This window comes from Micromonospora sp. NPDC047670, from assembly GCF_043204915.1.
Classification (GTDB): Bacteria; Actinomycetota; Actinomycetes; order Mycobacteriales; family Micromonosporaceae; genus Micromonospora.
Map to the genome: position 1 here is coordinate 668,995 of NZ_JBIDDA010000001.1, position 11,530 is coordinate 680,524.

At 76.8% G+C, this 11,530-nt stretch carries 10 protein-coding genes; 3 read left to right on the forward strand and 7 right to left on the reverse strand.

Annotated elements, in window-relative coordinates; all coding sequences use genetic code 11:
* Positions 1-37: 37 nt before the first annotated feature.
* Both ACGF7U_RS03235 and ACGF7U_RS03240 read left to right on the forward strand, forming a co-directional pair.
* Positions 38-415, forward strand: a complete 378-nt coding sequence (locus tag ACGF7U_RS03235; protein ID WP_350685443.1) for a DUF742 domain-containing protein — start codon at positions 38-40, stop codon at positions 413-415.
* A gap of 1 nt (position 416) precedes the next feature.
* Positions 417-1,010 carry an ATP/GTP-binding protein gene (locus ACGF7U_RS03240; RefSeq protein WP_089011241.1) on the forward strand — a complete coding sequence of 198 codons (594 nt, stop codon included), beginning with the start codon at positions 417-419 and terminating at the stop codon, positions 1,008-1,010.
* A gap of 79 nt (positions 1,011-1,089) precedes the next feature.
* Here ACGF7U_RS03240 and ACGF7U_RS03245 read toward each other — a convergent pair whose 3' ends face one another.
* The 3 genes from ACGF7U_RS03245 to ACGF7U_RS03255 all read right to left on the reverse strand — a co-directional run bounded on the left by ACGF7U_RS03245 (position 1,090) and on the right by ACGF7U_RS03255 (position 5,768).
* Positions 1,090-2,313, reverse strand: a complete 1,224-nt coding sequence (locus ACGF7U_RS03245) for an ABC transporter substrate-binding protein (protein ID WP_393102431.1) — start codon at positions 2,311-2,313, stop codon at positions 1,090-1,092.
* A gap of 127 nt (positions 2,314-2,440) precedes the next feature.
* On the reverse strand, positions 2,441-4,777 hold the full coding sequence (locus tag ACGF7U_RS03250; protein ID WP_393102432.1) for a transposase: 2,337 nt from the start codon (positions 4,775-4,777) through the stop codon (positions 2,441-2,443).
* 40 nt (positions 4,778-4,817) lie between these two features.
* A complete protein-coding gene (locus ACGF7U_RS03255) occupies positions 4,818-5,768 on the reverse strand; it encodes a DNA primase (RefSeq protein WP_393102433.1) in 951 nt (316 codons plus the stop codon).
* Positions 5,769-5,886: 118 nt separating this feature from the next.
* On the opposite strand from ACGF7U_RS03255, the gene ACGF7U_RS03260 reads away from it, so the two are divergent.
* Positions 5,887-6,228 carry a PadR family transcriptional regulator gene (locus tag ACGF7U_RS03260; RefSeq protein ID WP_393102434.1) on the forward strand — a complete coding sequence of 114 codons (342 nt, stop codon included), beginning with the start codon at positions 5,887-5,889 and terminating at the stop codon, positions 6,226-6,228.
* Between the two features lie 43 nt (positions 6,229-6,271).
* Here the strand turns inward: ACGF7U_RS03260 and ACGF7U_RS03265 are convergent, their stop codons facing one another.
* From ACGF7U_RS03265 to cydB, 4 genes are all read right to left on the reverse strand, one after another.
* Positions 6,272-6,940, reverse strand: coding sequence for a permease prefix domain 1-containing protein (locus ACGF7U_RS03265; protein ID WP_393102435.1), 669 nt, complete (start codon positions 6,938-6,940; stop codon positions 6,272-6,274).
* A 90-nt stretch (positions 6,941-7,030) separates the two neighbouring features.
* The gene (gene cydC, locus ACGF7U_RS03270; protein ID WP_393102436.1) at positions 7,031-8,842 is read right to left on the reverse strand and encodes a thiol reductant ABC exporter subunit CydC; all 1,812 of its coding nucleotides are present in this window, start codon (positions 8,840-8,842) and stop codon (positions 7,031-7,033) included.
* Positions 8,839-10,518: a thiol reductant ABC exporter subunit CydD gene (cydD, locus tag ACGF7U_RS03275; protein WP_393102437.1), complete on the reverse strand. Its 1,680-nt coding sequence runs from the start codon at positions 10,516-10,518 to the stop codon at positions 8,839-8,841. Before cydD ends, cydC begins: the two co-directional genes overlap by 4 nt.
* Entirely contained in the window at positions 10,515-11,522 is a 1,008-nt protein-coding gene (gene cydB / locus ACGF7U_RS03280) for a cytochrome d ubiquinol oxidase subunit II (RefSeq protein ID WP_393102438.1), read from the reverse strand. Before cydB ends, cydD begins: the two co-directional genes overlap by 4 nt.
* Positions 11,523-11,530 lie beyond the last annotated feature (8 nt).

Below are 11,530 nucleotides of genomic sequence, written 5' to 3' on the forward strand. Positions count from 1 at the left end.
GGAGCCGGTGCCGGGTACGAAGGAGGTGAGCGGCGACATGGTCGATCGTGACGAACCGACCGGAGCGTTGGTCCGTCCATACGCCGTGACCCGTGGTCGTACCCGCCCCCGTCTCGACATCGCGCTGGAGGCGCTCGTCGAGACGACGGTGCGCGGCCGGGCCGCTGCCAATGGCAACGGCGGCCAGGGCCGCGAGCACCAGTACATCGCCGCGCTGTGTGACGGACGTGTGCAGTCGCTCGCCGAGATCGCGGCGCGGATGCAGCTCCCGCTCGGTGTGGCCCGGGTGCTCATCGCCGACATGGCGACGGACGGCCTGGTCGCGGTCCACGAGCCGACCATCCTGGACGACTCGGACGACGCGGTGGGCACTGAACTGCTGGAGAGGGTGCTGAGTGGACTTCGCAGGCTCTGACATGTCGCACCGGCCGCCGACCCCGAGCGGGCGCGTGACGTCGGCGAAGATCGTTATCGCTGGTGGATTCGGCGTCGGCAAGACGACGCTGGTCGGCTCGGTCTCGGAGATCACGCCGCTGACGACCGAGGCCATCATGACCTCCGCCGGCGTGGGCGTCGACGACACCCGGCAGGTGCCGGGCAAGACGACGACCACGGTGGCGATGGACTTCGGCCGCATCTCGATCGACCGCGACCTGATCCTGTACCTGTTCGGTACGCCGGGTCAGACCCGGTTCTGGTTCATGTGGGACGAACTGGTGCGCGGCGCGATCGGCGCGGTCGTGCTGGTGGACACCCGCCGGTTGGCCGACTGCTTCGCGGCGATCGACTTCTTCGAGCACCGGCGGCTGCCGTACCTGGTGGCCATCAACTGCTTCGACGGGATGCAGTACCACGACCCGCAGGACGTCCGGGACGCGCTCGCGATCTCCAGCGACGTGCCGGTGGTGGCCTGCGACGCCCGCAACCGGGAGTCGACGAAGCACGTGCTGATCTCGCTGGTCGAGTACGTGCTCACCATGCGCCGTTCGCGCGCCGTCGCCCCGGCCTGATCCACAGACGAGCGCCCGGTATCGGCCCAGGCCGACACCGGGCGCTCGTCGCTGCCCGCGCCCGGTCCGGGCGCCGTGGTCAGGACACCCGCGTCCAGGCGCCCGAGCTGACGGTGTAGAGGCCCAGCGACCCCTGGTCCATGCCGCCGTGCCGGATGGGGGTGAAGGAGTACATCCCCACCATCCCCTCGGTGACCTGGTTTTGCAGGAACGCCCGCAACCGTCCACGGTCGACGCTGGTGGAGAGCCGCGCCGCGTCGGCGATCAGTTGCACCGCGTCGGACGCGTACGGGGCGAAGCCGCTGAACCCGCCGTGCAGCTGCACGTAGCGGTAGACGAAGTCCTTGCGCAGCAGCGCCGACATGGTGGTGTTGGCGAGCATCGCCCCGCCCAGCGAGACCGGGTGGACGGCGTACGCGCCCTCCATCAGGGCCCCGTTTCCACCCTGGAGGGTCTCCTCGGCCACCGCGCCGGCGTCGAGGAACACCGGCCCGTCGTACCCGGCCCGGCGCAGCGCCCCGACGGCGGCGGCGGAGTCCGGGGCGGTCGCCCAGACCACCACGCCGTCCGGGCGGGCGGCTGCCGTCGACCTGGCCGCCCCGCGGAAGTCCTCGCCGGTGCGGGGCAGCCGGGTGCTGGCCGCCAGCTCCGCCCCGGCCGTCCGCAGGGCCCCCGTCATGGCCCGTACGCCGGAGTCGCCGTGCAGCCCGTGCGCGGCCAGCACCGCCACCCGGCGCAGCCGCTGCGAGGCGATCAGCCGGGCCAGCCGCCGGGCCATGTCGCCGGCGTCCGGGGTCAGCTTGAAGACGTACGTGCGCTGGGCCAGCGGCAGCACGATCCCGTCGCCGAAGCCGAGCGACAGGAACGGCACCCGCTCCCGCTGCGCCACGGTGGCCAGGGCGACAGAGGTCTCGGCCATGATCCCGCCCAGCAGGGCGTGTACGCCGGCCTTGCGTGCCAGCTCGGTCGCCTGCCGGGCCGCCAGCCGCGGGTCGCCGACGTTGTCGCGCACCTCCAGCCGTACGGTGCGGCGCAGGTTGCCGACCGGCACGCCCTTGTCGTTGAGCGCTTCGATGGTGATCTCCAGCGCCCGCTGCTGGAGCACGCCGAGCGCCGCGCCGGGACCGGTCAGCTCCAGGCTGACCCCGATCAGCAGTTCCTGACCGCCCGGCGCGACCGTCCTGACCGGATCCCCCTCGCCCGCCTCGCCGCGCCCGCAGGCGCTGAGCAGCAGAGTGCCCGCCGTCGCGGCCAGCAGGCCGCGACGGGTGAGCACAGCGGGGCCGGTTGCCGATGTCGCCACGAGTCGCCTTCCCCCGGCGACCCCTGCCGCCGGCTGTCCCGCCGGTATGCTCCCGGCCGCCGCAGCCCGGCGTCAAATCATCGGGGTGTGGGCAGGAACACGCAGGTGGACGGCGGTTTCCAGGCGGTCAGGAGCGGTAGCCGGCGGAGCGGTACTCGTATTCCCGGTCGTCGTCGCGGTCGCCGGTGTCGCGGCTGAAGTCCCAGCCGCCCGCGGCCTCCCGGCCCGGTCGCCCGCCGACCGCGAACCCGCCGATCTCCTGCCCGCGACGCCAGCCGCGGAAGTAGCCGGTGGTGTTCTCGGCCAGGCTCGCCGCGTCCCGGACGATCCGCAGTGGACGCTCGTCCCGCAGTGGTGACCCGGGGACGAGGTTGGCCTGCGGTACCCGCTTGGGCAGCCCGGCCGGGGTCTCGGCGCCGACCGCCGGGCGGGCGGCCTGCTCGGCCGCCTGCCAGCCGGTGTCGGCCGTGGTCGACCAGTCCAGGTCGGACTCCTCGGCGTGCCCGACGAACCAGGCGGACTTGGCCTGGGCGAAGATCAGCAGATCGCCGTCGCCCTCGTCGGAGACCGGCGGGGGCCGCCGCTCCACGGGGGGCGCCGGGCGGTGCTCGGCCGCCGGGCGTTCGGCGCGGGGGGCCGGCCGGCCGGTGCGTCCGGGCTCCTCGCGGTCGACGAGCCGCAGCGGCGGCGTCTCCGGCTCGGCGGTCTCGCCCGGCCCGCCGCGCAGCGCGCGGTCGGCCAGGGGCGGCGGCTCGACGAGGCGCAGCATCGGGGGTTCCTGGGGCAGGTCGTCGGCCAGCCAGGGCGGGGTGACCCGGCGCTCGGCGCCCGGGTCGGTCGGCGCGTCGACGCCGCGCCCGCCGTAGGAGCCGCCGGCCGGGCTCTTGGCCGAGCTGTCGGCCGGGTCCTCCGGGTTGTTGACCAGCGGCCAGTTGGCCCGGGAGCCGGGGGGAGCCGACTCCTGGTCGGGCCGCGGGGTGGGCACGGGCACGCTCAGGTCGGTGGCGCTGAAGCCGCCCGTGGGCGCCGGGGGCTCGCCGTTGGTCTTGGGTCGGGGCGGGATCACGGTGCGCTGCCGCTCGGCGCGGGCGCTCTGGATCGCCGCGGTGGTCAACGTCGGCCGGAACGGCTCCCCGGCCTCGGCCGGGGGGACGGTGCCGCGCTGCGCCGGGGCGATCGGGGTGATGCCGGGCGGCGGGGGCGGCGGCGCGGAGACCGGTCGGTTGGTGGGGCCGTCGATCCGGCTCGGCGCCGCGGCGGGCCGCGCGGGCGGCGCGGAGGCCGGGGGACCGGCGACCGCGGCCGGGGTCACCGGTGCCGGGGCGACCGGCGGCGGGGTGACCGGCGCGGGAGCGACCGGCGGCGGGCCGAGCGGCCGGGGCGCGGGGGGCGGCGTCGCGCCGGAGACCGGTTCCGGGCGGCTCCGCCGACCGCCGGTCGGGGTCGGCTCGGGTTCCGTGGGTCGCACGGGGCGCAGGCCGGCTCCGGTGGGGGCGAGGCCGGGCAGGTCACCGACCGGCTCGCCGCGCCGGGCTGCGGCCCGGCGTCCGGGGGCCGGCGCGGCGGGCGTGCCGACCCGGGAGCTGAGCGCGCCGACCAGGGCCTCGCAGCCGGCGTCGCAGGCCCGGACGGCGGCGACGGCCTGCCGCACGGTCTCCGCCACGGCGGAGGTGAGCGCGCGGTTGACCGTGGCGCGTCGTGGCGTCTCGCTGATGGCGACCCGCAGGGCGGTCACCGCGTCGGTGAGCTCGTCGGCGCCGGCGACCCCGTCGGCCACGAGGTGCGCCGCGACCGCGTCGGCGGCGACCGAGACCTCGCGACCGCCCAGCATCCCCGGCTCGGGCAGCGCGTCCAGCACCGCCAGCGAGACCGGCTCGGCCGGGTCCGGGTACGCGCGCAGGGCGGCGGGGTAGAGCTCGCGGAGCACCTCGCGCAGCGCGACGGCGGCGGAGTGCCGGCCGCTGGCCAGCGCGGCGTGCGCGGCGAGCACCTGCTTGTATCCGGCGAGGTCCCGGGGCGCGGGGAGGGTGACGGCGGAGAGCGCGCCGGCCTGCAGGGCGCGGGCCAGGCCGACGGCACGCCGCTCGGCCGGGGGCGACTGCATCTCCTCCAGGGAGTCGTCGTCGGCGAACCGCTCGGCGAAGTCGTCGACGGAGTCGTCGTCGGCGATCGCCAGGGGGCGACCCGCGGCGCTGAGCAGCGAGGTGACCGTGTGGTCGTCGCTGTCGGCGGCGATCGCCGCACCGCTCGGCCCGCCCGACCGCTCCACGAGCAGCGCGACCAGCTGGGCGTAGCCAGCCGGGTCGTCGCCGACCTCGCAGACATGCAGCAGACGGCCTGCGTCGTCGACCACAGCGGACGTCAGCGCCGAACCGGCCGAAGCCGATCGGTCGGCCGGATCCGCCGAGGCCAGACCGCAGTACACGCGCACGAGCGCCACGGCGTCGTCCTCCTCCCGGGACACAAGGCTTTCTCTGCCAGAGACTGATGCTCCCCGTAAAGGGTCAGTCGCGCCAGTCCACGACCGCAGAGATCTTGCCGACAATGGTGCGCCAACCCAGACTTGCGGTTTGTGCCCCGATTTTCTTCAGCCGTCGCCGACCGAAGAACGCGCCGACGCCGCCGTTGACCGTGGCGCGCAGCGCCTCGTCCAGGTCGTCGAGGCTGGAGCCGGCGGAGAGCATGTCCAGCACCGCGGGCAGCCGCAGTGCGTACGCCAGGTCGCGGGCCACCTCGCCGGCCTCGATGAGCAGCGTCGGGTCCCAGGTGTCGTGCCCGCCGCGGAGGTTCTCCACCACCAGGTCGAGTTCGTAGATGTCCTCGTCCAGCGGCGCGATGTCGGCCGGTTCCACCCGTTCGGACAGTTCGCTCCAGCTGTCCAGTTGGGACAGGTCGTTGGGCGCGCCGGAACGGATGAAACTCACCAGCGACTCGGGCGTCTTGAAGAGCAGCAGCCTGCCCCGGTGGCTGAGGAAGACCGGGACCTCCTCGTCGCCCGCCTCGTCCTCGGCGTCGACGGCCGCCTCGGCGTCCTCGTCGTCGGCCGCGTCGCGACGGGTCTTGCCGTCCTCCTCGTCGCTCTCGGCGAACTCCTGCGCGACCTCCTCGTCGAGGATGACGACGGTCTCGTCGTCCTCGTCCTCGTCCTCCTCGACGGCCTGGCGGCGGGCCAGGAAGGGGTCGTCCTGGTCGCGCTCGGCCACGTCGGTCGGGGTCAGCTCGCGCGCCGGCCGGTACGCCCGCAGCGTGTAGCCGGTGCCGGCGGGCAGCGCGATCTCCACCGGGTCGATCCGCAGCTCGTCCCAGAGGGCGCGGGCGGCGTCGGCCGAGACGGGTGCGGTGCCGGACTCGGCCGGGCCGTCCGCGTCGTCGAGCTCGAGCTCGGGTTCGTCGGCGTCGGGCCGTTGGGGCGACTGGCGGGCCACGCTGACCTCCGTGTGCTTCGGGTTGCCCACCCGCCGGCGTCCGCCGCCGACGAGTGACTCTGGGCACATACCCTAGTGGGCGGCTCCGGGGGACCGGTGCCCGCACCCCGGTGGCGGAGCGGCTCGCCAACAAGTAGGCTTCCTACTTATGAAGGCCCAGGCGCTGCACGGACACCTCGACGCGCTGCTGCTCGCGGTGCTGGAGCAGGGCTCGCTGCACGGCTACGCGATCATCGAGGCGCTGCGGGCCCGCAGCGACGGCCAGCTCGACCTGCCCACCGGCACCATCTACCCGGCGCTGCGCCGCCTGGAGCGGGCCGGCCACGTGGCCAGTACCTGGAGCACCGTCAACGGTCGCGAGCGGCGGACGTACCAACTCACCGACGCGGGGCGGCGGGCGCTGGCCGGGGAGCGGTCCGGGTGGCGCGAGTTCAGCACCACGGTCGGCCGGTTCCTCGACACGGACACCCCGCCCACCGCGCCCGCCTGACGCCACCGTGGCCGGTCCCCGCCGGGGAGGTCGGGGCGCGCGGTCAGCGGACGGCGAGCAGCCAGGTGCGGGCGGCCCGGCCCAGACACAGGTAGCCGGCGGCGGCCACCACCGCGCCGACGAGCATCGGCGGCCAGGTGAGCGCGGCCTCCCACAGGCCGACCGACCACGCGAAGAGGGCCGCGCCGGCCAGCACGCCGAGGGCGAGGACGCCGGTCAGGGCCGCGCCCACCACCCGGCCGACGACGCCGTCGCCGCGCAGCGCCCACCGGCCCGCCCCGGCCAGCAGCAGCCCGGCCGCCGCCAGCGCGAACGCGGCTCCCCAGATCCAGTTGACCGAGGTCGACAGGAGCACGTAGCCGGCCGGCGGGCGGGGCCCGTCGCTCCAGCTCGCCCCCTGCCAGGTCAGGTCCCCGGCGACGAACGCGACCACGGCCAGCCCGATGACCCGTAGCGACAGCCCGCGCAGCGCGGCCACCGCCAGCTCCGCCTGCCAGGCCGGGACCAGCTGCGCCGGTGAGCCGAACTCCACCACCGCCCGACGCTGGGCCTCCGCCGCCGGCAGCCCGTCCTCCCGGTACGCCTCGACGGCGTCCAGCAGGCCGTGCCGCGCCTCGGTCAGCAGGTCGGACTTCAACCGGCGCGGCCCGCGCAGGCGCTTGTCCAGCTCCCGCAGCCGCTCCTCCACCATCGTCGCGTCGTCGCCCCGCATGGCACCACCCTGTCACGGGCGGCAGCCGGACGTCGTCCGGGACATCCCTGGCCCGACCCGGAGGTGCGGGATGCGGGAAGGGCGCCGCGATCAGGGGCGCAGCGCCAGGTACCCGCGTTCGGCCGCCTCCTGGAGCAGCCACTGGTCCCGGTACCAGCCGGGGGCCGCCACCAGGTCGGCGTGCCGGCCGCGCTGCGCCACCCGGCCGGCGTCCAGCACCACGATCTCGTCGAGGTCGGCCAGCCCGCTGAGCCGGTGGCTGATCAGCAGCACGGAGTGCCCGGCCGGGGTGGCCGCCAGCGTGGCGGCGAGAACCGCGTCGGCGGCGGCGGGGTCGAGACCCTCGGTCGGCTCGTCGAGCACCAGCACGCCCGGCGCCGCGAGCAGTGCCCGGGCCAGCGCGAGTCGCTGCCGCTGGCCGCCGGAGAGCTGACCGCCCTCCTCGCCGACCACGGTGTCCCAGCCGTCCGGCTGCTCGCGTACCCAGTCCAGCAGGCCGGCCGTCGCGGTCGCCGCCGCCAGCTCGTCCTCGCCGGCGCCGGGCCGCCCGAGCAGCAGGTTCTCCCGCACGGTGGCGTGGAAGACGTACGCCTCGGCGAGCAGCCCGCCGACCGCGCGGGGCAGTTCCCCGGACCGGTACGCCGACAGGTCCCGCCCGTCCAGGGTGACCCGCCCGCGCTCCGGGCGTACCGACCCGGTGAGGACGGCCGCGAGGGTGCTCTTGCCGGCGCCGCTCGGGCCGACCACGGCCACCCGGCGCCCGGGCGGCAGCTGGAGGCTGAACCCGTCCAGGGCGGGCGCGGCGCCCTCCCGGTACCGCACGGTCACCTCCGCCAACCGCACGTCGTACGGCCCGGGGCCGACCGGCGCGTCGCCGGGCGCGGCCGGCGCGGCCGGGGGGTCCAGCAGGGCGGCCACCCGGGTCAGGCCGGTGCGGAGCTGGGTCCACTGCCGGGCGGCCCCGACCAGCGCCAGCGCGATCTCGACGGCCGCGAGGGTGCCGACCGCCAGCACGCCGACCAGCACCCCGGCCACGTCCGCGGCCAGGGCGGCGAGCACCACCGCGCCGGCGGTCAGCCCGGCCACCAGCACCCCGGCCGCGTCGACGGCGAAGCCGGTGGCGGCGAGCCGCCGCTCCAGCCGGGCCAGGCGCCGGGCGCGTCGGTCGGCCGCGTCCAGCGCGTGCCCGGTGGCGCCGAACGCGGCGAGGTCGGCGGCGCCGTGGGTGAGGTCGACCGCGTCGGTGGCGAGCGCGCCGCGCAGGGGGGCCAGCTCGGCGGCGGCGCGCCGGGTCAGCGCGGTGGCCAGCGCGGGCAGCGCGACCCCGGCGACCAGCAGCCCGACGGCGAGCGCCCCGGCGGCGGCCGGCGAGATCAGCGCCGCGGCGCCGACCGCGACCACGCTGACCAGGGCCGCCGCCGAGGCTGGCACCAGCACCCGCAGCAGCAGGTCCTGCACGGCCTCCACGTCGGAGACGAGCCGGCTCAGCGCGTCCCCCGAGCGCTGCCGCGGCGTCGGGCGGGCGGCGAGGGTGGCGAAGACCCGGGCCCGGACGTCGGTGATCAGCCGCAGCACGGCGTCGTGCCCGGCGAGCCGCTCGGTGTAGCGGAGCACGCCCCGGCCGACCGCCAGCGCCCGGACCGCGACGATCGCCACGGTGAGGCGGTCCAGCGGGGGCCGGCCGGCGGCGCTCATCAGCAGCCAGGTCGCGGTGGCCATCAGGGCCAGGCCGGCGAACTCGGTGGCGGCGGCGAGCAGCCCCGCGCCGAGCAGCCGGTCCAGGTAGGGCCGGGCCAGCCGCAGGACGGTCCGCTCGGGGGAGCGGACGCGCCCCGGCCCGCCGGCGGCACCCGCGTCCGGTCGCGTGCCGGCGTCGCCGGCCGGCCTCGGCTCGTCGGTCATCGGGTCGCCTCCCCGGCCGCCGCCGGGGTCAGCTCCGTGACCCGGCCGTCCTCGATCCGCAGGATCCGGTCCGCGTCGGCGAGCAGCGCCGGCCGGTGCGCCACCAGCACGGCCGTCCGCCCGGCCACCAGCCGGCGGGTGGCGTCGAGGACGACCGCCTCGCTCGCGGTGTCCAGCCGGGCGGTCGGCTCGTCGAGCAGCACCACCGGGGCGTCGCGCAGGAACGCGCGGGCCAGCGCGACGCGCTGCCGCTGCCCGCTGGACAGGCCGTGCCCGCGCTCGCCGAGCACGGTGGCGAGCCCCTCGGGCAGGCCGGCGACGACGTCGTCCAGGGCGGCGTCGTGGACGGCGGCGCCGAGGGCCGCGTCCGGAGTGTCGGGGGCGCCGAGCCGGATGTTGTCCGCCAGCGACGTGGCGAAGAGGTGGGCCCGCTGCGGCACCCAGGCCACCTGGCGGCGCCAGGCGTCCAGGTCCGTGCCGGCCAGGTCCACCCCGCCGACGGTCACCCGGCCGGCGGTCGGGGCGACGAAGCCGAGCAGCAGGCCGAGCAGGGTGCTCTTGCCGGCGCCGCTCGGGCCGATGACCGCGACGCGCTCGCCCGGCCGGATGGTCAGCGTGACGTCGCGCAGGGCGGTGGTCCGCTCGTACTCGACGGTCACCGACTCGAACCGGATCACCCCCCGACCGTCCGGTGTCGCGGCGGCCCCGCCCGCCGCGGCCGGCGCGGGGGCGCCGGCCGAGAGGGTGAGCGCCTCGTCCAGCGCGGTCAGCCCCTCCATGCTGGCGTGGAAGCGGCTGCCGGCCGCCCGTAGCGGCAGGTACGCCTCCGGCGTGAGCAGCAGCACGAGCAGCGCGGTCTGCAGGGTCAGCCCGCCGCCGAGCAGCCGTACGCCCACCGGCACGGCGACCAGCGCCACCGAGAGGGTGGCCACCAGCTCCAGCACCAGGGCGGAGAGGAACGCGATCCGCAGGGTCTTCATGGTCGCCACCCGGTGCCCGTCGGCCATCCGGCGGACCACCTCGGTCTGCGCCCCGGCCCGGCCGAACGCGCGCAGCGTGGGCAGCCCGGCGACCATGTCGAGGAAGTGCCCGCCGAGCAGGGAGAGCCGTCGCCACTGCCGCTCGGTGGCGGCCTGCGCCTGCCAGCCGAGCAGCGCACCGAAGATCGGGATCAGCGGCAGGGTGGCCGCGATGATCAGCGCCGAGCTCCAGTCGGCGACGAAGATCCGGGCCAGCACGGCGACCGGCACGGTGACGCTCAGCACGAGCTGCGGGAGGTAGCCGGTGAAGTAGGCGTCCAGCGCGTCCAGCCCGCGCCCGACGAGCGTGGCGAGCTGCCCGGCGCGCTGGCCGGCGACCCAGCCGGGGCCCTGCCGCCCGACCGCGCCGAGCAGCTCCGCGCGCAGCGCCGCCTTGACCGTCGCCGCGACCCGCGCGGACACCGTTCCCTGCGCCCAGACCAGGACCGAGCGGGCGGCCACGGCGGCGACGAACCCGGCCAGGGCGGGCCGGTCCAGCCGCCCGTCGAACGCCGTCGCCAGCAGCGCGGCCAGCGCGGTGGCCTGCGCGACGACCACCCCCGCGGCCAGCACGCCGAGCAGCGCGAGCACGGCGAGGTCGCGCCGGGCCGCGGGGACCCGGCGCAGCAGACGCGGGTCGAAGGGACGGCGGTTCACCAGTACACCGGTGCCCTGCCGTCGGTCCGTCCCCGGAAAACCCACCAGCACATCGCCTGAAAGCCTAGTAGGGCCGGCAGGAGCGGCACCGTCAGCCAGCCCAGCAGCCGCAGCGTGGGCGTGCTCGCCGCCGCGTCGGCCACCGTCAGGGACGCGCCGGGGTCGATCGTGGAGACCAGCGCGTAGGGCCAGAGGGTCGCGCCGACCAGCGCCACCGGCAGCGCCAGGGCCGCCCCGGTGGCGGCGAAGGCCAGCCCCGGCCGCCGCCGGGCGAGGGCCACCCGGGCCGCCAGCAGCGCCGCGACCAGCAGGGACAGCAGCAGTACGGCCACCACCGGCTGCCCCGCGGCGGCGCGTACGTCGGCGGAGAGCAGGCCGAGCGCGGTGGCCGCGCCGACGGCGACGAGCGCCACCGGGACGAGCCGGCGGGCCAGCCGCCCGACCGACGCCGCCTCGGCGGCCGGCAGCCGGAGGGTGAGGAAGGTCGCACCGTGCAGCGCGACGAGCGAGACGACGGCGAGCCCGGCGGCGGCCACGAACGGGGTGAACAGGTGGCTCGCCCCGGCGACGTGGCCGTCGGCGTGCAGCGGCACGCCCTGGAGCAGCCCGGCCAGCACCGCGCCCCAGCCGAGCGCGGCGAGCACGCTGCCGACCACCACCACCCGGTCCCACCGGGCGCGGGCCCGCGACCCGGCCGGGCGGCTGCGCAGTTGCACCCCGGCGGTCACCAGGATCACCCCGGTCAGCGCGCCGACCACGGCCGGGTAGAAACCGGAGAGCAGCTCCCCCTCCAGCACGGGGAAGGCGCCGAACAGGATGCCGACGGCGGCCACCAGCCAGACCTCGTTGCCGAGGAAGAACGGGCCGACGGCGTTCAGCGCGGCGCGACGGCGGGCGGGGTCGGCGCCCCGGGCGAGCAGCAGGCCGACGCCGTAGTCGTAGCCGCCGAGCACCAGGTAGGTGGCGAAGAAGAGGCCGAGCAGGGCGTACCAGGCGAGTTCCACGTCGTCTC

What these genes read in the sequence shown, in the direction of transcription:
- ACGF7U_RS03235 (WP_350685443.1), top strand. Translation starts at nt 38, where the DNA reads ATGGTCGATCGTGACGAACCGACCGGAGCGTTGGTCCGTCCATACGCC.
- cydC (WP_393102436.1), bottom strand. Translation starts at nt 8,842, where the DNA reads ATGACCGACGAGCCGAGGCCGGCCGGCGACGCCGGCACGCGACCGGAC.
- ACGF7U_RS03265 (WP_393102435.1), bottom strand. Translation starts at nt 6,940, where the DNA reads ATGCGGGGCGACGACGCGACGATGGTGGAGGAGCGGCTGCGGGAGCTG.
- ACGF7U_RS03260 (WP_393102434.1), top strand. Translation starts at nt 5,887, where the DNA reads ATGAAGGCCCAGGCGCTGCACGGACACCTCGACGCGCTGCTGCTCGCG.
- ACGF7U_RS03240 (WP_089011241.1), top strand. Translation starts at nt 417, where the DNA reads ATGTCGCACCGGCCGCCGACCCCGAGCGGGCGCGTGACGTCGGCGAAG.